Here is a 19697-nt window from a genome sequence, read left to right as displayed (position 1 = left end):
AAGATCGGGGATCTATGCGAGCCCAACGCTGGAGATGGCGGACCCTTTCCGCCGTGGTCACGACCAGTCTTCTGATGATCGGATGGCCGTCGCTCACCGCCTCGGCGGCCGCCGGCCCCAACATCGCCGCTGGCCGGGCCGGGGCGGCGAGCAGTGCGGGCACCGAGTACGTCGCCCGTAACGTGACGGACGGCAACCAGGCGACGTACTGGGAGGGGACGGGCGGCACGCTGCCGCAGTGGGTGCAGACCGATCTCGGTTCGACCGCCCGGATCGACGAGGTCACGCTGAAGCTCCCGGCGGGCTGGGAGAGCAGACAGCAGACCCTCTCGCTCCAGGGCAGCGCCGACGGCACCAGCTTCGCGACGCTCAGGAGTTCCGCCGCCTACACCTTCAGCCCCGGCACCTCCAACGAGGTGCGGATCTCCTTCCCGGCCACGCAGACCCGGTTCGTCCGGGTGAACGTCACGGCCAACACCGGCTGGCGGAACGCCCAGCTCTCCGAGCTCGAGGTCCGCGCCGCCGGGGAGTCGTCGGCGAACCTCGCAGCGGGCCGGACCCTCACCGCGAGCAGCTACACGGAGACCTACGTCGCCGCCCACGGCAACGACGGGAACAGGTCCAGTTACTGGGAGAGCAGGAACAACGCGCTTCCTCAATGGATCCAGGCCGATCTGGGCTCCTCGGTCCGTGTCGACCGCGTGGTGCTCCGGCTGCCCGACGGCTGGGAGCAGCGGACCCAGACGCTGAAGATCCAGGGCAGCGCCAACGGCACGGACTTCACCGACCTCACCGCGTCCAAGGCGCACACCTTCGACGCCGCCGGCGGCCAGTCCGCGACGGTCGCCCTCGACGCGACCACCACCCGCTACGTGCGCGTACTGGTCACCGCCAACTCGGCCCAGCCCGCCGCCCAGTTCTCCGAGCTGGAGGTCTACGGCCCGACGACCGGTGACACGCAGGCGCCCACCACGCCGTCCGGCCTGGCCTTCACCGAGCAGGCCGGCGGGCAGATCAAGCTGACCTGGAAGGCGTCGTCGGACGACACGGGCGTCACCGGCTACGACATCTACGCCGGCAACACGCTGCTGACCGCCGTGGCGGGTGACGTCACCACGTTCACGGACACCCGCCCGGCGAGCGAGACCGTGACCTACCACGTACGGGCCCGGGACGCCGCGGGCAACCAGTCGGGCAACAGCAACACCGTGACCCGGCAGGGCGACTCCGGTGACACGCAGGCGCCCACCGCGCCGTCCGGCCTGGCCTTCACCGAGCAGGCCGGCGGGCAGATCAAGCTGACCTGGACGGCCTCGTCCGACGACAAGGGCGTCACCGGCTACGACGTCTTCGCCGACAACGTGCTCCGCAGGAGCGTGGCCGGCGACGTCACCACCTGGACCGACACCCAGCCCGCGGCCGCCACCGTCAGCTACGTGGTGCGGGCCAGGGACGCGGCGGGCAACATATCCGGCGCCAGCAACACCGTGACGCGCAACGGCTCCACGGGCGGCGCCTCCAACCTGGCCGTCTCCAAGCCGATCACGGCCTCCTCGGTGGTGCACACGTTCGTCGCGGCCCACGCCAACGACAACTCGCTCACCACCTACTGGGAAGGCGCGGGCGGCAGTTACCCCAACACCCTGACCGTCGAGCTGGGTGCCGACGCCGACACCGAGAGCGTCGTCGTCAAGCTCAACCCCGACAGCAGCTGGGGTGCGCGTACCCAGACCATCCAGGTCCTCGGACGGGAACAGAACGCCACCTCGTTCACGAGCCTGGCCGCCGCCAAGGGTTACGCGTTCAGTCCCGCGACGGGCAACACGGTGACGATCCCGGTCACCGCGCGGGTGGCCGACGTCCAGCTGAGGTTCACGTCCAACTCCGGATCCGGCGCGGGCCAGGTCGCCGAGTTCCAGGTGCTGGGCGCCCCGGCCCCGAACCCCGACCTCCAGGTCACGGCGGTCGGCGCCTCGCCCTCGGCCCCCGTCGAGTCGGACGCCATCACCCTGTCCGCCACCGTCCGCAACTCGGGCGCCGTCGCGTCCCCGGCCGGCAAGCTGGACTTCCAGCTCGGCGGCTCCAAGGTCGCCACCGCATCGGTCGGCGCACTCGCCGCCGGCGTCTCCGCCCAGGTCACCGCCTCCCTCGGCGCACGCGACGCGGGCAGTTACACGCTGGGCGCGGTCGTCGACCCGGCGGGCGAGATCATCGAGCAGAACGAGACCAACAACGCCTTCACCGCCGGCGCTCCGCTGGTCGTGAAGCCGGTCTCCAGCTCGGACCTGGTGGCGGGCTCGGTCTCGACCTCGCCGTCGGCCCCGTCGAACGGTGACACGGTCACCTTCTCGGTCGCGATCAGGAACCAGGGTTCCCTGGCCTCCGCGAGCGGCAGCCACGGCATCACCCTGAGCCTGCTCGACTCCAGGGGCGCCACGCTGAAGACCCTCACCGGGGCGCACAGCGGAGCCATCGCCGCCGGTGCCACGACGGCACCCGTCTCCCTCGGCACCTGGGCGGCGGCCAACGGCTCGTACACGGTGAAGGTGGTGCTCGCCGACGACGCCAACGAGCTGCCGGTGAAGCGCACGAACAACACCAGCACCGAGTCGCTCTTCGTGGGCCGGGGCGCCAACATGCCGTACGACATGTACGAGGCCGAGGACGGCGTCGCGGGAGGCGGCGCGAAAGTCGTCGGTCCCAACCGGACCGTCGGGGACGTCGCGGGCGAGGCATCGGGCCGCAAGGCGGTCACCCTCGACAGCACCGGCAACTACGTGGAGTTCACCACCAGGGCGCCCACCAACACCCTGGTGACGCGGTTCTCCATCCCGGACTCCGCGGGCGGCGGCGGCATCGAGTCGAAGCTGAACGTCTACGTGGACGGCACCTTCCTCAAGGCCATCGACCTCACCTCGAAGTACGCCTGGCTGTACGGGAACGAGACCGGCCCGGGCAACGACCCGGGCTCCGGAGCGCCCCGGCACATCTACGACGAGGCGAACGTCATGCTGGGCAAGAACGTCCCGGCGGGCAGCAGGATCCGTCTGCAGAAGGACGCGGCCAACACCAGCACCTACGCGATCGACTTCGTCAGCCTGGAGCAGGTCTCCCAGGTGGCCAACCCGGACCCGGCCACCTACACCGTGCCCGCCGGCTTCACCCACCAGGACGTCCAGAACGCCCTGGACAAGGTCCGGATGGACACCACGGGCGTGCTCAAGGGCGTCTATCTGCCCGCCGGCGACTATTCCACGGCCGCCAAGTTCCAGGTCTACGGCAAGGCCGTGAAGGTCGTCGGCGCCGGCCCCTGGTTCACCCGGTTCCGCGCCCCGTCCACGCAGGACAACACCGACATCGGGTTCCGTGCCGAGGCAAGTGCGAAGGGGTCGTCGTTCTCCGACTTCGCGTACTTCGGCAACTACACGTCCCGTATCGACGGACCGGGCAAGGTGTTCGACTTCGCGAACGTCTCGGACATCGTGATCGACAACATCTGGAACGAGCACATGGTGTGCCTGTACTGGGGCGCCAACACCGACAACGTCACGATCAGGAACGCCCGGATCCGGAACATGTTCGCCGACGGCGTCAACATGACCAACGGGTCCACGGACAACCACGTGACCAACAACGAGGCACGGGCCACGGGCGACGACAGCTTCGCCCTGTTCTCGGCGATCGACGCCGGGGGCTCGGACATGAAGAACAACGTCTACGAGAACCTCACCTCCCTCCTCACCTGGAGGGCCGCCGGCGTGGCCGTGTACGGCGGTTACGACAACACCTTCCGCAACATCCTCGTCGCCGACACCCTGGTGTACGCCGGGATCACCGTCAGCTCGCTGGACTTCGGCTATCCGATGAACGGTTTCGGGACCGGCCCGACCGCGATCGAGAACGTCTCGGTCCTCAGGTCCGGCGGCCACTTCTGGGGGACGCAGACCTTCCCCGGGATCTGGCTGTTCTCGGCCTCCAAGGTCTTCCAGGGCATCAGGATCTCGCACGTGGACATCGTCGACCCGACGTACAGCGGGATCATGTTCCAGACCAACTACGTCGGCGGACAGCCCCAGTTCCCGATCAAGGACACCGTGCTCACCGACATCTCGATCACCGGGGCGCGCAAGAGCGGTGACGCCTTCGACGCCAAGTCGGGCTTCGGGCTCTGGGCCAACGAGATGCCGGAGGCGGGGCAGGGTCCTGCCGTCGGCGAGGTCACGTTCAACGGGCTGAAGTTCAGCGGCAACGCGCAGGACGTGAAGAACACCAGCCCGAACTTCAGGATCGACATCAATCCGTAGGAGCTGCCGCGTCGAATCGGCGGGGTGCTCCCCGGTCCCGAAAGCGGGCCGGGGAGCACCCCGCTTCGCGTAACCACTTGCAGCGGGACGTACGTCTCTTGCGCGCGCGAGCCTACTGAAACCTGTTGACGCATGGGGGTATCCGGGAGCGGCTGCCCGGTCGTCGAGTGGCGCATAGGGCCCTGATGACCCCCTGCGGGCCGTGCAGAGGTGTGCCGGGAAGAGGTCACGGCGGCAGTAAGCGGCGCTTCCTCACATGCGGAGCGCTGTCAAACATTTACGAAAACTGCGCGAGATATTGCGCTCGCTTGTTGCCGGTGGTTGAGTGTGCCGCGCCCCGGCAGACAGCCGGCCGGGGGTCTTCCGCGCTCATGCCCGAAGGGGACCACCGATGAGAAGTGCTGGGTTTCGCCGTACCCGCCGAGCCTCCGCTGCCGCCGTCGTCACCGCGCTCGCCCTGACCGCCCTTGCCTCCTGCGGCACGAGCAGCAGCGGCGACGGGAACGACGACTCCGGCAGCGGATCGTCCGATCCGTCGGCACCGCTCGACCCGAAGACGAAGGTGACGCTGACGATCGACTGCATGCCGCCGGCTGCGAAGGCCGCGGAGCTGCGCGAGTGGAACGAGGACGTCAAGACGTTCAACAAGAAGTACCCGAACGTCAGGATCGAGGGGAAGTCGACGCCCGGACAGTGTCTGGAGCCGCCGCGTTTCACGGCCATGCTCAAGGGCAGGTCGCAGCCGGACGTGTTCTACGCGTACTTCACCGACCTCCAGCAGGTGCTGGACAACGACGGTGCCGTGGACATCTCCGCGTACGTCGACGACACCTCCGTCCCGGCGCTCAAGGACATCCAGCCCCAAGTGTTCGACGTCGCCCGCAAGGACGGCAAGCTCTACGCGCTGCCGACCAGCAACTACACCATGGGCCTCATGATCAACCGGAAGCTGTTCACGCAGGCCGGTCTCGACCCCGACACCCCGCCGGCGACCTGGGAGGAGGTCCGGGCGGCGAGCAGGAAGATCGCCGCACTGGGCAAGGGCGTCGCCGGCTTCGGCGAGTACAGCGCCGGCAACAACGGCGGCTGGCACTTCACCGCCACCCAGTACGCCCTGGGCGGGGACGTCGTGGACGCGAGCGGCAGGAAGGCCGCGTTCAACGACGACAAGGGCAAGCAGGTCCTCCAGCAGTTGCACGACATGCGCTGGGAGGACGACAGCATGGGCAGGACCCAGCTGCTGAAGTGGGGCGACCTCCAGAAGCAGATAGCCACGGACAAGCTCGGCATGTTCCTGGCCGCGCCCGACGACATCGCCTACATGGTGCAGCAGCTCGGGGCGAAGTATGAGAACTTCGGGCTCGGTCCGATTCCCGGTGCCCAGGGCACGCTGTTCGGCGGCAACAACTACATGATCAAGAAGGGCAGCTCGCCCGACAAGATCAAGGCGGCCGTCGCCTGGCTGAACTTCAAGAACCTGACCCCCGGCAAGGGGCAGTTCGAGTGGGCCCGCACCAAGGCCGACAAGCTGCCCGTCGGCCTCCCGCAGCCCAACTTCTTCACCGGCGGGAGCAAGGCGAAGGACGACGCCGACCGCGCCGCCAACGCCACCATGCCCGTCGAGAACTTCAAGGCGTTCATGGACAACCCCGTCCAGGGCAAGGCCGAACCGCCGAAGGCCCAGGAGATCTACAAGATCCTCGACAACGCGATGTCCGCCGTGCTCACCAACAAGGACGCCGACATCGACAAGCTGCTCGACACCGCCGAGCAGCAGGTCAACCAGATCCTGGCCCACCAGTAGCGGACACGCGGAGGCCGGGCCGGGCGGGCCCGGCCCCGCGCCCCGTCCGTCCGCGAGCGACTGCACCGGCACCGAGGAGACACCATGTCGGCCCCCACCCTGTCCACCGGGAAGGCGAGCGCACCGCCCCCCGGGTACCACCCACGGCCCGGCGGGCCCGCCCCCGCCCGTGAGGAGTTCGTGCGCGCCGTGCGCCGCAACGTCACGGCGCACGGCTTCCTGATCGGAGCCGTCCTCTGCTTCTCCTTCTTCTCCTGGTATCCCATGGTCAGGGAATTCGTCCTGGCCTTCCAGAAGACCGAGGACGGCGAGACGACCTGGGCCGGCTGGTCCAACCTGAGCTACGTCTTCAACGACCCCGCCTTCTGGCAGGCATGGCGCAACACCGCGCTGTTCACCGTGCTGGCGCTCCTGTTGGGCTTCGCGGTCCCGTTCGTCGTCGCCGTCGTGCTCAACGAGTTCCGGCACGCGCAGGGATACCTCCGCCTGCTGGTCTACCTGCCCGTCATGCTGCCGCCCGTCGCGTCGGTCCTGCTCTTCAAGTACTTCTACGACCCCGGCTACGGACTCTTCAACCGCATCCTGGAATTCCTCCATCTGCCCGCCCAGCAGTGGCTCCAGGACCCCGGTACCTCCATGCTCTCCGTCGTCATCGCCTCCACCTGGATGAACATGGGAGGGGCCACGCTGATCTACCTCGCCGCCCTCCAGGGCATCCCCGGCGAGCTGTACGAGGCGGCCGAACTCGACGGTGCCGGGCTGTTCCGCAAGATCTGGCACGTCACGGTCCCGCAGACCCGGCTCATCCTGTCGCTGCTGCTGCTCATGCAGATCATCGCGACGATGCAGGTCTTCACCGAACCGTTCCTGCTCACCAACGGCGCGGGACCGGAGGGCTCCACCACGACCGTCGTCTACCTCATCTACCAGTACGCCTTCAACTTCAACAACTACGGCGCAGCGGCGGCCCTCGGCCTCCTCCTGCTGGTCGTCCTCGCGGGCTTCTCCGCGGTGTACGTACGCCTCAGCCGCAGCAGCGAAGACTAGGACGGGAGAACGAACGATGGCATCGAACACGCTTGTCTCCCGGCGGGGAACCGGCAGCGGACGCACGTCCCGCCACCGGGACGCGGACCAGGGCCGCCCGAGGACCCTGATCTCACCGGCCCAGCTCGGCAGGCCCCGGGGGAAGCTGGTCTACTGGGCCGTCTTCGCCCTGGTGGCCGCTGGCTTCACCCTGGTGTTCCTGGGCCCGCTGTACTGGATGGTCACCGGCGGCCTGAAGACCACCCAGGAAGTCGTACAGAGCCCGCCCACCGCCTTCCCCTCCTCCCTCCACACGGAGAACTACTCCCAGGCGTGGACCGTGATGGACCTCGCCCGACTGCTCCTCAACACCCTCTACTACGCGTTCGGGGCACTCGCCTTCCAGCTCGTCCTGGACGTGGCCGCCGCCTACTCGCTGTCCAGGCTGCGGCCGGTCCTCGGCAAGGCCATCCTCGGCATGATGCTCGCCACCCTGATGATCCCGGCGACCGTTCTGGTCGTGCCGCAGTACCTCACGGTCCTCGACGTACCGATCTTCGAGCGCAACCTGCTCAACTCGCCCTGGGCGATCTGGCTGCCGTCGGTCACCAACGCCTTCAACATCTTCCTTCTGAAGCGGTTCTTCGACTCCATCCCCGGCGAACTCCTCGATGCCGCGGCCATCGACGGCGCCTCACCCCTGCGCACCCTGCGCTCCCTCGTCCTGCCGATCTCCCGGCCGATCCTCGGAGTCGTCTCCATCTTCGCGGTCGTCGGGGTCTGGAAGGACTTCCTCTGGCCCATGCTCACCCTGCCGGACCCGGGAAAGCAGACCCTCAACGTCGGCATCTACTCGCTGTCCAACGGGGTCCCGCAGAACGTCCTCATCGCCGCGCTCACCATCGCGTCCGTCCCGACGCTGCTGATCTTCCTGCTCTTCCAGCGCAACATCATGAGCGGTCTCACCGCGGGCGGCCTGAAGGGCTGACACCGTCCCGCACCACCCGCCTCCCACCAGCACTCCGCCGCCGGCCCTCCCATCGCACGCCCCGCGTCCGGGCCGGGGGCGGAGTACCACCTGCCCGAAAGGAACGCCACGTGGCAGCCATCCGTCCGACCGAGGCCACCACCGCACCCTGGTGGCGCGACGCCGCCATCTACCAGGTCTACGTACGCAGCTTCGCCGACGGCGACGGGGACGGCACCGGCGATCTCGCGGGGGTGCGGGCCAGACTTCCCTATCTCGTCGAACTGGGCGTCGACGCGCTGTGGTTCACCCCCTGGTACCTCTCCCCGCTGGCCGACGGCGGCTACGACGTCGCCGACTACCGGGTCATCGATCCCGCCTTCGGCCATCTCGCCGAGGCGGAGAAGCTCATCGCCGAAGCCCGTGAGCTCGGCATCCGCACGATCATCGACATCGTCCCCAACCACGTCTCCGACCGGCACGGCTGGTTCCGGGCGGCGCTTGCCGCCGCCCCCGGCAGCCCCGAGCGCGAGCTCTTCCACTTCCGCGAGGGACGCGGTGAGAACGGGGAGATCCCGCCCAACGACTGGGTGTCGGAGTTCGGCGGCACCCCGTGGACCAGGATCGACGACGGCCAGTGGTACCTCCACCTGTTCGCCCAGGGCCAGCCCGACCTCAACTGGGCGCACCCGGCCGTCCGCCAGGAACACGAGGACGTCCTGCGCTTCTGGTTCGAACGGGGCGTCGCGGGCGTGCGGATCGACTCGGCGGCCCTGCTCGCCAAGGACCCCGCCCTGCCCGACTTCGTCAAGGGAACCGATCCCCATCCCTATGTCGACCGCGACGAACTCCACGACATCTACCGCTCGTGGCGCGCCATCGCCGACCGGTACGACGGCATCTTCGTCGGCGAGGTCTGGCTCCCCGACTCCGAGCGCTTCGCCCGCTACCTGCGGCCCGGCGAACTCCACACCGCCTTCAACTTCAACTTCCTGGCCTGCCCCTGGGACCCCGGGCTGCTGCGCTCCGCCATCGACGACACCCTCGCCGAGCACGCCCCCGTGGGAGCCCCCGCCACCTGGGTCCTGTGCAACCACGACGTCACCCGCACCGTCACCCGCTACGGACGCGAGGAGACCGGCTTCGACTTCGCCGCCAAGGTCTTCGGTACACCCACCGACCTGGAACTCGGCACCCGCAGGGCACGGGCGGCCGCACTGCTCTCGCTGGCGCTGCCCGGCGCCGTCTACCTCTACCAGGGCGAGGAACTGGGGCTGCCGGAGGCCGACATCCCCCGCGACCGCATCGAGGACCCGATGTACCTGCGCTCCGGAGGCGTCGACCCGGGCAGGGACGGCTGCCGGGTCCCGCTGCCCTGGTCCGCCGGTGAGCCGTACGCCGGTTTCGGATCCACCGTCGAACCCTGGCTCCCGCAGCCGGCGGCCTGGGCCTCGTACGCGGCCGACGAGCAGGGCACCGACCCCGGCTCCATGCTCACCCTCTACCGTGAGGCGCTGCGGCTGCGCCGCGCGGAGCCGGGCTTCGCCGCCACCCCCGGCGAAACCTCCGACGGCCGGCTGAACTGGCTTCCGTCGGCCCCCGGCGTCCTCGCGTTCACGCGCACCCACGGCCTGATCTGCGTCGTCAACCTCTCGGGGAGCCCGTCCCCGCTGCCCGAGCACGACGAGATCCTGCTGACCAGCGTCCCCCTCGACGGCTCCGGCCTGCTGCCGGACGACACCGCGGCCTGGCTGCGCCGGAAGCGATAGCGGAGGGACCCGGGCTGCGGCACAGTGGTCGTATGGATGACCTCAACGCTCTCGCCGACGAGCACCTGGCCGCGGCCCGGGCCAACGCGCACGGGCGCAGCGCGCATCTGCTGCTGCGCCAGGAACCACTGCGGCAGACGGTGATCGCGCTCACCGGGGGATCCGCCCTCGACGAGCACAACGCACCGCCCGCCGCGTCGCTCCAGGTACTGCGCGGCTCGGTCCGGCTCACCGCCGGCTCCGGGGACGTGGACCTCACGGCGGGCGGACTGCACCCCATTCCCCAGGAGCGTCACGGCGTCCTCGCCCTGGAGGACGCGGTGGTGCTGCTCACCGCCGTGAACGACTGAGGCGACCTGGAGTACACCCGCGGGATCGAGGCATGAGAGAAAGGGAGACAACGGGGACGCCGGGCACACCGGTGACGGCGTCCTGCGCGTCACCCTTTCCTACGTCCCCCGGAGAATCCGCGTGCCCAGCAGGACCGACGAACCCGTCGCGGAACCGACCGCGCCCCCGGCCGGGGGCGCGCCGCGCAGGCGCTGGCGCACCGCTCTGCGCCGCACCCCCGTATCCCTCTGGAACGACGACGTCTCCGACTGGGCGGCGGCCCTGACGTACTACGCCATCCTCGCGCTGCTCCCGGCGCTCCTCGTCACCGTCTCCGTCATCGGGCTGGCCAACCCGGGCGCCACCAACGCTCTGATCGCCGACATCACGGCCTTCGCGCCGGCCGAGTCCGGCGCGGCCCTGCGCCGGCCCCTGGAAGCGGCCACCCACGAGCGCAGCGCCGTCTGGCTCCTCGTGGTCACGGGCAGCGTGAGCGCGGTGTGGTCCGCGTCGAGCTACCTCGCGGTCTTCCGCAGGGCGATGCACGCCATGCACCGCGTGAAGGACACCCGGCCCCCGCTGCGCCAGGCCCACATCATCGTGGCCTCGGCCGTCGGACTGCTCGTGCTGCTGATGGCGAGCGCCTTCGCCCTCGTGCTCACCGGTCCGCTGGCGCGCTGGCTCGGCCGACGGCTGGGGGTCGCGCAGGCCGGGGAGACGCTGTGGGCCGGTCTCAAGTGGCCCGTGCTGCTCTGTCTGGTCGCCTGTCTCATCGTGGGTCTCTTCAGCACCGGTCCGCGGTCCGCGCGCGGGCTGCGGCAGGGGTTGCCGGGCGGGGTCCTCGCCGCGTCGCTCTGGCTGGTGGCCTCGGCGGGCTTCGCGCTGTACGCGACCCACATCGGGAGCTACAGCCGTCTGTACGGCTCGCTCGCCGGCCTGGTCGTCTTCCTCATCTGGATCTGGTTCACCAATCTCGCGCTCCTGACCGGCGCCCAGTTCAACGTCGAACTGGCCCGCTCGGACGAGGACTCCCGGCAGGCGGTGCCCTGAGCGGCCCCAGAGCCTTGTGGGAGCGCTCCCAAAGGGCGAGGATGGGCCGATGGAACGGACCGCGTACGTACGTCCCTACCGCCCCACCGACCGGGAGGCCCTCGCGGAGATCTGCGTCCGCACGGCCGACAACGGCGGCGACAGCACGCATCTGTACCCCGATCCCGGGCTGATGCCCGCGCTGTTCGCCGAGCCCTACGCCCACCTCGCGCCGGAGCTGACCTTCGTCCTGGACGACGGTTCCGGACGCGCGGTCGGCTACGTCCTGGGGACCGCGGACACGAAGCGGTTCGTGGACGACTTCCGTGCGATCTGGCTGCCCCGCGTGACGGACCGCTTTCCCGAGCCCGAGGGGGAGCCGGAGACCCCCACCGAGGCGATGACGGCCCTTCTCCACCGCCCGGAGCGCATGATCCTCGCGGAGCTGGAGGGCCACCCCGCGCACCTGCACATCGACCTGCTGCCGCCGTGGCAGCGCAAGGGGCACGGCAGACGGCTGATGGGAGCCTTCCTGGACGCACTGCACCGCCAGGGCGTCCAGGCCGTCCACCTGTCGATGCTGACGGCGAACACCCCCGCCCGGGCCTTCTACGACCGGCTCGGATTCCACGTGATCGACGTGTCCGACCCCGGGCCGCTCACCTTTCTGGGGCGCTCGACCAGGGGTGTGGAACCGGTGGGCTGGGCAGGTAGTGGACGGCGAGCCGGGGAGAGCGCCCAGGCCGCCGGTTCGGAGGGGTGAGCGGCATGACCGAGCAGAGCGCGTGGAGCTTCGCGGACGACCGGGGCCGGCTGGCAGTCGCCGGCCGCAGGCCGGCCAGGGTGCTCGCGTACGTCCAGGCGGGAGCGACGCTGTGGGACTACGGGATACGCCCGGAGGGGATCTTCGGGTCCGGCCACGACGGGGCGGAGCCCGACCGCGCGAAGACGGGCACGCTCCCGCTGGACTCCGTGGACTACCGGGGCGCGGGCGACGACCTGGACGTGGACACCCTGTTACGCGGCAGGCCCGACCTGGTCGTCGCCGTCAGCTACGGCCACGGCCAGCTCTACGGACTTGACCCGGACACCGCCAAGCACCTCGAGGAAAGCGTCCCGGTCGTCGTGATCGACGTGGGCCAGGCGCGCACCCTCGACCGGGTCGCCGAGCGGTTCGCCGAGCTCGCCCGTTCTCTCGGGGGCGCACCGGTCGCGGGCGCCGCGGAGGATTTGGACGCCGCCCGCGAACGGCTCCGCGCGGCGCCAGGTGAACCCAGGGTGCTGGCCCTGTCTCCCGCCGGCCAGGCGGAGGCGTACGCCGCCCGTCCCCCGATGTGGCCCGAGCTGCGGGTCCTGGCCGAGCTCGGCATCACGATGGTCTCCCCGCCCGCCGGAGCGGGCGTCAACTGGGCCACGGTCGACTGGCGGACCGCGGCGGCCCTGGAGCCCGACGTCGTCCTGACGGACGTCCGGTCCCACGCGATCCCCCTCGACGAGGTCGCCGCCCCGGCCTGGGAGCCGGCCCGGCGGCACGCGCGGACCGTGCCGTGGAATCCGGAACCCCTGTGCAGTCCGCAGGCCCACGCGCGCTTCCTCGCCCTCGTGGCGGACGCCGTGGAGGGGGCGGGAGGCTGAGAGCCGTACACGGCGGCGCCCTGCTCCGTACGGACGCCCCCGGATCGCGCGGGCCGCCGCCCTTGGCGAGGCTGGCCCGGAGCCGGGACGCGAGATCCCCCGTACTTCCAGGAGCACAGATGCAGCAGGACAAGCACCCGTCGTACCGTCCCGTGGTCTTCCGTGACCGATCCGCCGGGTACGCCTTCCTGACCCGGTCCACCGCGTCGAGCGAGCAGACGATCGACTGGGACGACGGCAACAGCTACCCGGTCGTCGACGTGGAGATCTCCGCCGAGAGCCACCCCTTCTTCACCGGCAAGGCGCGGGTCGTCGACACCGAGGGCCAGGTCGCGAAGTTCGAGCGGCGGTACGGCGACGAAGGGGGCAAGGGCGCTTCCTGAGCCCCGGGCCCCCGGGGCTCCCGCGTCCGGGGCACAATCAGCGGGCACGGTGTCCCGTGACAGCCGCGGTCCGCGCGGGCAGCCCGCCCGCCTCGTCCAGGAGATCCGCCCCATGCCCGACAGCCCCGCCCTGCTGGTCATCGGCGAATGCGTCGCCGACATCGTCCGGCGGCCGGGGGCCGCGGACCGGACGCATCCCGGCGGCAGCCCCGCGAACGTCGCGTACGGGCTGGCCAGGCTGGGCCGGCGGACCACTCTGCTCACCCAGCTGGGCCCGGACCCCGACGGGCGGCTGATCGAGGACCACCTGGCGTCCGCCGGCGTGCGGGTGCTGACGGACGGGGCCGTAGCGCCCACCCCCACCGCCACGGTCGAACTCGACGACGCGGGCCGGGCCACGTACGGCTTCGAGATCACCTGGACGCTCGGCCCGGTGGAGCGGGGCGTGGAGCCGCCCCGCCACGTCCACACCGGCTCCGTCGCCACCGCCCTGGACCCCGGCGCCGGCACGGTGCTGGACCTCGTCCGGTCGCTCCGGGAGCAGGCGACCGTCAGCTACGACCCCAACGTGCGGCCCGCGCTGATGGGTGACCACGCCCGCGCGGTGCGGCAGGCGGAACGCTGCGTCGCGCTGAGCGACGTCGTCAAGGCGAGCGACGAGGACCTGCGATGGCTCTACCCGGGGGAGGCACCGCGGGACGCGGCCGAACGGTGGCTGCGCCGCGGGCCGGCGGTCGTCCTGCTGACCGAGGGCGCCGCGGGCGCGACCGCTTTCCTGCCGGGTTCGGCGGTGAGCATCGGCGCGCCGCCCGTCCGGATCGCGGACACGGTGGGGGCTGGCGACGCCTTCATGTCCGGCGCCCTGCACGCGCTGGCCTCGTACGGCCTGCTCGGAGCGGAGGGGCGCGCGGGGCTGCGCTCCCTGGACACCACCGTCCTCGGCGACGTGCTGCGCCACGCCGGCGCCTCGGCCGCCGTGACCGTCGCGCGGGCCGGGGCCCTGCCTCCCGACCGCGAGGAGCTCGACGCCGCGCTGGCGGGCGGGTCCGTCCCCGAGCGGTAGGGGCGTCCAGGGTGTCCTCGCCCGTACCCCGGTCGTTCATTTCGGTATGACCGTGACCCTTACCGACATCGCCCCACCGTCCACGACCGACCTGCTGACCGGCGTCCTCCTCGGTCCGGAGTTCCGCCGCGAACACGGCTTCTGGCAGCGGCTGATCAGCACAGAACCGTTCCGCCGCCCCGCCGGCGGAACGCCCGAGGAGCGACTGGCACTCGCCTACGAACGGCTGCGGGTCCTCAACCGGGCCCTCGACAGCGGAGCACGGCTCGCCGCCGACCCGCGGGCGCTGGCCGCCCTGCACGCCTGGCTCGGCCCGGTGGACCCCGCGCTGACCACGGTGGCGGGCATCCACTACAACCTCTTCCTCGGCAGCCTCCTCGACCACGACAGCGTCGGCAGCCGCGATCTGTCGGACTACCTGACGATGCGGCGCATCGGCACCTTCCTCTGCACGGAGGTGGCGCACGGCAACAACGCGGCGGCCATGGAGACCACCGCGACGTACGACCGTGAACGGGACGGCTTTGTCCTGCACACACCGAACGCGGGTGCGCAGAAGTTCATGCCCAACACCAGCCCGGCGGGCGGGGCCAAGAGCGGACTGGTCGCGGCGCGGCTGGTGGCCGACGGCGCGGACCACGGGGTGCGCCTCTTCCTGGTGCCGCTCACCGACGACGCGGAGGCGCTCCCCGGCGTCCGGGTGCGCCTGCTGCCCGCGCGCATGGGCAGTCCCGTGGACCACTGCCTGACCTCGTTCGACCACCTGTTCGTGGCCCGAGACGCTCTGCTGGGGTCCGGTGATGAGGGAGATGCCGAGGGAATGTTCAGGACGGAGCCGGGGGACCGGCGCCGGCGGTTCCTGACCTCGATCGGGCGGGTCACCCCCGGCCGGATCGCGATGAGCGCCTGTGCGGCCGGCTCGGCCCGCGCGACCCTCGCGGTGGCCGTGCGCTACGGCGGCCACCGGCTGATCTCCGGCAGCCGCGGCGCGCCCCCCGTGCCCGTCAACGCCCACCGGACCCACCACGGGCCGCTCGCCTCGGCCATGGCCACCGTCTTCGCCATGACCCTGCTCTACCGCAGGGCGCAGGAGCGTTGGGAGGCCTGCGCGGACGGCGAGGGCCGGGCCGAGGCGGGGACGCTCGTCGATGTCGCCAAGGCGTGGATCACCTGGCGGGCCCGCGACGTCATCGTCGAGAGCCGTGAACGCTGCGGAGCCCAGGCGCTGCTGGAGAACAACGGCATGACCGAACTCGTCACGGGGGTGGAGGGGGCCATCACCGCGGAGGGCGACAACATCGCCCTGTACACCAAGGCGGCCGCCGACATGCTCTTCGCCGCCGATCCGGGCGGTGCGGGCACCCCGGCCCCGCACACCCGGGACCTCGCCGATCCGCGCTTCCTCGGCACGCTCCTTGCCTCGGTCCAGGAGATCTGGTTCGCCCGGGCCAGGGAGCGCGTGCTGTCGGCGACCGACGCCGACGCCCTCGGACGCTGGAACGCGGCCTCCGGCCCCGCGCTGCGCGGGGTCGAGGCCTATGCGTACCGGCAGGCCGCCGCGGCCTACGCCGAGGCCCGTGTCGCCCTCCCCGAAGGAGCCGCGAAGGACCGGCTGGGAGAGCTGGAGCGCCTGTTCGCCGTCGAGTGGCTGGCCCGCAACAGCGGTGACCTGCTGGCCGCCGGCCGCCTGAGCGGTGATCAGGTGGAGGCCCTGGCGGAGGACGCCGAGGACCTGATCGCCGCCGTCGCCGCGCACGCCCCGCAACTCGCCGACTCCTTCGCCCTGCCCGAGGCCCTGCTGGCCGACTGGCCGATCGCCGGCCCGGGCTACGCCGATGCCTACGACGACCCCGAGGGCCCCTGGAACACCGGTGCGGCGGAGGCCCGGTGAGCGCCCCGGGCAAGGAAGGGGCGACGGGGTTCGGCGAGCGCCTGGAGATCCTGGGTCTGCGCGCCGTTCTGCTGGCCTACTGGGGCACCGCGTCCGTGCTCTCCCGCTGCGGCGGGAAACCGCGGAGCAACGGCGGCGAATCGGTTCACCCCAAGCGCTGAACCGCCCGACGGCCGTCGCCGGTACGGATGGGGAGCGGACCACACCCACCCACCCACCCACCGACCGGCGACGGCCCGGAGGCCGGCGGCACACCGCGTGATAGCTTGCAGACGCCAGTCACACTCCACGTGGAGTCAGGGAATCCGGTGCGAATCCGGAGCTGACGCGCAGCGGTGAGGGGGACGGGCGGGGCCACGGCCACTGGGACACCCTCGGGTGCACCGGGAAGGCGCTCCGTCCGGACGAACCCGAGTCCGAAGACCTGCTGGCACCCGCTTCCGCACCGGGAGCGGAACACCGTACCGGGCTCCGCGCTTGAGCCCAGAGACGCAGAGGGACTCGTGCCGCCCATAGCCAGCACCGTACGCCGAACCGCCCTGCTCATCGCCGGACTTGTCCTCCTGACCGCCTGCGGCGGAGGCGGGAGCACGTCCGACGGCGCGGCGCGGGAGCGCTCCGCCGACGGCTTCCCCGTGACGCTGGAGAACTGCGGTCGCACGGTGACCGTCGACGCGGCCCCGCGGCGGGCCGTCTCGCTCAATCAGGGATCGACGGAGATCCTGCTCGCCCTGGGCCTCGCCGACCGCCTCGCCGGCACCGCGACCTGGACGGATCCGGTGATGAAGGGACTGGAGAAGGACGAGGCCAAGGTGCCCCGCCTCGCGGAGAACCAGCCCTCCTCCGAGAAGGTGCTCGCGGAGGAACCCGACTTCGTCAGCGCGTCCTTCGAGTCCACCCTCGGCAAGGGCGGAGTGGCGTCCCGCGACCAGTTCGAGGAACTGGGTGTGCCCACGTACCTCTCACCCACCGACTGCGCGGGCAAGGACAACGCCGGCAGCAGCGACGGCTCCCGCACCGCACCACTGACCATGGACGGCGTCTACGGCGAAGTGCGTGACCTGGCCCAGGTGTTCGGCGTCCCGCAGCGGGGCGAGAAACTGATCCGCGCTCTCCGGGAACGGATCGAAAGGGCGACCGCCGGCGTCGACGCCTCCGACACGACCCTGCTCTACTGGTTCGCCAACGCCGAGGCGCCCTATCTGGCCGGTTGCTGCGGCGCCCCCGGCATCATCACGGGGGAGCTCGGCGCGAAGAACGTCTTCGACGACACGCACGAGGAATGGCCCCAGATCAACTGGGAGACGGTCGCCGACCGCAACCCCGACGTCCTGGTCATCGGTGACCTGACCCGTAAGTCGCAGACGGCCGAGAGCGCGAAGAAGAAGATCGAGTTCCTGGAGTCAAACCCCGCCACGAAGAATCTGGACGCCGTCCGCCACAAGCGCTACGTCCTGCTCAGCGGCCAGGCCATGAACCCGACCATCCGGACCGTCGAAGGCGTCGAGCGCGTCGCGGCGGGGCTGCGTTCGTTCGGGCTCGCGGAGTGACGAGGACCGAACCCGCACCGGACACGGAGACGCACCCGCCTCCGCCGGCGGGCACGGCCGTCGGCACACGGATCCTGCGTGACGGCCTCCTGTGGAGCGCCGGGATCGCCCTGCTGCTCCTGTCCGTCGCGGTGGCCGTGACGATCGGCCCCGCACGCATCTCCGTCCCGGACGTCTGGTCCGTGGTGGCCTCGCACCTCGGCCTGGGTGAAGGACGGCTGACCCCGATCCGGGACGGCATCATCTGGAACCTGCGCATGCCCCGCACCCTGCTCGCCGCGGTGTGCGGAGCCGGGCTCGCGGTGTGCGGCACCGTGATGCAGTCGCTGCTGCGCAACCCGCTCGCCGACCCCTTCGTCCTCGGCGTCTCGTCGGGGGCGTCCACCGGGGCGGTCGTGGTCGTCGTCCTGGGCGTCGGCGGGGGAGCGGTGTCCGTCTCGGGTGGTGCCTTCGTCGGGGCCCTGTGCTCGTTCGCCCTCGTCCTGCTGCTCAGCCACACGCTCGGCGGATCCACCGACCGGGTCGTGCTGTCCGGGGTCGCGGCCATGCAGCTCTTCTCCGCGCTCACCTCGTTCGTCGTGATGACGGCCGCCGACGCCGAACAGACCCGGGGCGTGCTCTTCTGGCTGCTCGGCTCGCTGAGCGGGGTCGGCTGGGGCGACGTGTGGACGTGCTCCGCCGTGCTGGCCGTGACCCTCCTGATCTGCCTCGGCCACGCCCGTACCCTCGACGCGTTCGCCTTCGGCCAGGACGCCGCGGCCGCCCTCGGCGTGCACGTGGCCCGCACCAGGATCGTGCTGCTCTGCGCGACCGCGCTGCTGACGGCCGCCCTCGTCAGCTCGGCGGGCGCGATCGGGTTCGTCGGGCTCGTCCTGCCGCACGCGGCCCGGGCGCTGACCGGTTCGGGGCACCGGAGACTGCTGCCGGTGACCGCGCTCGCCGGAGCGGTGTTCCTGGTCTGGGTCGACACCCTGGCCAGGACCGTCCTCGACCCTCAGGAGGTCCCCGTCGGGGTGGTCACCTCCCTCATCGGCGTGCCCGTGTTCGTCCTGATCCTCCACCGCACCCGGAGAAGCGCATGACCCCCGAGACGTACCGGAAAGGAACGCCCGGCGACGGCCTGCGGGCCACCCGGATCACCCGGGAGGCGGGCGGGCGGATCGTCCTCGACGGGGTGAGTGTCGCGCCGCCGTCCGGCGCCACGGTCGGGCTCCTCGGACCCAACGGCTCCGGCAAGACCACGCTGTTGCGTGTGATGGCCGGCGTCCTCGGCCCCGGCGCGGGAGTGGTGACCCTGGACGGACGCACGCTCGCCGAGACCGGACGGCGGGCCGTGGCCCGACGCGTGGCGGTCGTCGACCAGCACGCGGACACCCAGATCGACCTGAGCGTCCTGGACGTCGTACGGCTCGGCCGAATCCCGCACCGGCGCCCCTGGTCGGCGTCCGGCCCGGAGGACGAGGCCGCCGTGCACGGGGCCTTGGCCCGCACCGGACTGGCCGACCGCGCCGCGCAGTCCTGGCACACCTTGTCCGGAGGCGAGCGCCAGCGGGTGCAGATCGCCCGTGCCCTCGCTCAGCAGCCGCGGGAACTCCTGCTGGACGAACCCACCAACCACCTCGACATCCAGCACCAGTTGGAGCTGCTCTCCCTGATCGCCGCACTGCCCGTGACCGCGGTGGTCGCGCTGCACGACCTCAATCTGGCCGCGATGTTCTGCGACCGGGTCGTCGTCATGAAGGAGGGCCGGGTGGTGGCGGGCGGAACGCCCTCGGAGGTGATCACGGAGGAACTCGTCGCCGAGGTCTACCGGGTACGCGCGGTGGTCACACCGGACGGACCGGACGGGCGCCCTTCGGTGCGCTTCCTGCCCGGAGGAGCGGTGCACGCGCGGTACGGGCACGACGAGAGGGCGGGCCCGTGAACCACCCGGGTCCGCCCCTCGC

General features: G+C 71.1%; 16 protein-coding genes and 1 riboswitch. All 16 genes read left to right on the top strand.

The features are described 5' to 3' along the window. Positions 1–14 precede the first annotated feature (14 nt). Positions 15–4304, top strand: a complete 4290-nt coding sequence (locus IA22_RS0110020; protein WP_051694785.1) for a discoidin domain-containing protein — start codon at positions 15–17, stop codon at positions 4302–4304. 391 nt (positions 4305–4695) lie between these two features. Beyond that, complete coding sequence (locus tag IA22_RS0110015; RefSeq protein ID WP_030123377.1) at positions 4696–6108, top strand: extracellular solute-binding protein; 1413 nt, start codon at positions 4696–4698, stop codon at positions 6106–6108. An 84-nt stretch (positions 6109–6192) separates the two neighbouring features. After that, entirely contained in the window at positions 6193–7155 is a 963-nt protein-coding gene (locus IA22_RS0110010; RefSeq protein WP_014157905.1) for a carbohydrate ABC transporter permease, read from the top strand. A 16-nt stretch (positions 7156–7171) separates the two neighbouring features. Then, entirely contained in the window at positions 7172–8122 is a 951-nt protein-coding gene (locus IA22_RS0110005) for a carbohydrate ABC transporter permease (protein WP_030123376.1), read from the top strand. A 110-nt stretch (positions 8123–8232) separates the two neighbouring features. Further along, a complete protein-coding gene (locus IA22_RS0110000; protein WP_030123375.1) occupies positions 8233–9870 on the top strand; it encodes a glycoside hydrolase family 13 protein in 1638 nt (545 codons plus the stop codon). Positions 9871–9902: 32 nt separating this feature from the next. After that, positions 9903–10220 carry a cupin domain-containing protein gene (locus IA22_RS0109995; protein ID WP_014157908.1) on the top strand — a complete coding sequence of 106 codons (318 nt, stop codon included), beginning with the start codon at positions 9903–9905 and terminating at the stop codon, positions 10218–10220. 121 nt (positions 10221–10341) lie between these two features. Further along, positions 10342–11250 (top strand): YihY/virulence factor BrkB family protein, encoded by a 909-nt coding sequence (locus IA22_RS0109990; RefSeq protein ID WP_015575938.1) that lies wholly within the window; start codon positions 10342–10344, stop codon positions 11248–11250. Positions 11251–11299: 49 nt separating this feature from the next. Then, positions 11300–11992 carry a GNAT family N-acetyltransferase gene (locus IA22_RS0109985; RefSeq protein WP_014157909.1) on the top strand — a complete coding sequence of 231 codons (693 nt, stop codon included), beginning with the start codon at positions 11300–11302 and terminating at the stop codon, positions 11990–11992. A gap of 5 nt (positions 11993–11997) precedes the next feature. Beyond that, a complete protein-coding gene (locus IA22_RS0109980) occupies positions 11998–12864 on the top strand; it encodes an ABC transporter substrate-binding protein (protein WP_030123374.1) in 867 nt (288 codons plus the stop codon). Positions 12865–12983: 119 nt separating this feature from the next. Continuing rightward, the gene (locus tag IA22_RS0109975) at positions 12984–13247 is read left to right on the top strand and encodes a type B 50S ribosomal protein L31 (RefSeq protein WP_030123373.1); all 264 of its coding nucleotides are present in this window, start codon (positions 12984–12986) and stop codon (positions 13245–13247) included. A 112-nt stretch (positions 13248–13359) separates the two neighbouring features. Further along, on the top strand, positions 13360–14310 hold the full coding sequence (locus IA22_RS0109970; RefSeq protein WP_030123371.1) for a carbohydrate kinase family protein: 951 nt from the start codon (positions 13360–13362) through the stop codon (positions 14308–14310). A gap of 46 nt (positions 14311–14356) precedes the next feature. Next, on the top strand, positions 14357–16201 hold the full coding sequence (locus tag IA22_RS0109965; protein ID WP_030123369.1) for an acyl-CoA dehydrogenase family protein: 1845 nt from the start codon (positions 14357–14359) through the stop codon (positions 16199–16201). Further along, positions 16198–16362 (top strand): hypothetical protein, encoded by a 165-nt coding sequence (locus IA22_RS37090; RefSeq protein ID WP_014157914.1) that lies wholly within the window; start codon positions 16198–16200, stop codon positions 16360–16362. The genes IA22_RS0109965 and IA22_RS37090 overlap by 4 nt, the downstream gene beginning before the upstream one ends. Positions 16363–16460: 98 nt before the next feature. Beyond that, positions 16461–16647, top strand: a riboswitch (cobalamin riboswitch). Positions 16648–16704: 57 nt separating this feature from the next. Beyond that, on the top strand, positions 16705–17751 hold the full coding sequence (locus tag IA22_RS0109955; RefSeq protein WP_030123368.1) for an ABC transporter substrate-binding protein: 1047 nt from the start codon (positions 16705–16707) through the stop codon (positions 17749–17751). Further along, positions 17748–18833: a FecCD family ABC transporter permease gene (locus IA22_RS0109950; protein WP_030123367.1), complete on the top strand. Its 1086-nt coding sequence runs from the start codon at positions 17748–17750 to the stop codon at positions 18831–18833. Before IA22_RS0109955 ends, IA22_RS0109950 begins: the two co-directional genes overlap by 4 nt. Then, entirely contained in the window at positions 18830–19675 is an 846-nt protein-coding gene (locus IA22_RS0109945; protein WP_030123366.1) for an ABC transporter ATP-binding protein, read from the top strand. Before IA22_RS0109950 ends, IA22_RS0109945 begins: the two co-directional genes overlap by 4 nt. Positions 19676–19697: the final 22 nt, after the last annotated feature.

The organism is Kitasatospora papulosa, from assembly GCF_000717245.1.
GTDB lineage: Bacteria > Actinomycetota > Actinomycetes > Streptomycetales > Streptomycetaceae > Streptomyces > Streptomyces papulosus.
This window is presented reverse-complemented; position numbering and strand designations above follow the sequence as displayed.

Coding starts and splice junctions, on each gene's coding strand:
- IA22_RS0110020 (WP_051694785.1), top strand. CDS start 15: ATGCGAGCCCAACGCTGGAGATGGCGGACCCTTTCCGCCGTGGTCACG.
- IA22_RS0109970 (WP_030123371.1), top strand. CDS start 13,360: ATGCCCGACAGCCCCGCCCTGCTGGTCATCGGCGAATGCGTCGCCGAC.
- IA22_RS0109965 (WP_030123369.1), top strand. CDS start 14,357: ATGACCGTGACCCTTACCGACATCGCCCCACCGTCCACGACCGACCTG.
- IA22_RS0109975 (WP_030123373.1), top strand. CDS start 12,984: ATGCAGCAGGACAAGCACCCGTCGTACCGTCCCGTGGTCTTCCGTGAC.
- IA22_RS0110010 (WP_014157905.1), top strand. CDS start 6,193: ATGTCGGCCCCCACCCTGTCCACCGGGAAGGCGAGCGCACCGCCCCCC.
- IA22_RS0109995 (WP_014157908.1), top strand. CDS start 9,903: ATGGATGACCTCAACGCTCTCGCCGACGAGCACCTGGCCGCGGCCCGG.
- IA22_RS0109945 (WP_030123366.1), top strand. CDS start 18,830: ATGACCCCCGAGACGTACCGGAAAGGAACGCCCGGCGACGGCCTGCGG.
- IA22_RS0109985 (WP_014157909.1), top strand. CDS start 11,300: ATGGAACGGACCGCGTACGTACGTCCCTACCGCCCCACCGACCGGGAG.
- IA22_RS0110015 (WP_030123377.1), top strand. CDS start 4,696: ATGAGAAGTGCTGGGTTTCGCCGTACCCGCCGAGCCTCCGCTGCCGCC.
- IA22_RS0109980 (WP_030123374.1), top strand. CDS start 11,998: ATGACCGAGCAGAGCGCGTGGAGCTTCGCGGACGACCGGGGCCGGCTG.
- IA22_RS0110005 (WP_030123376.1), top strand. CDS start 7,172: ATGGCATCGAACACGCTTGTCTCCCGGCGGGGAACCGGCAGCGGACGC.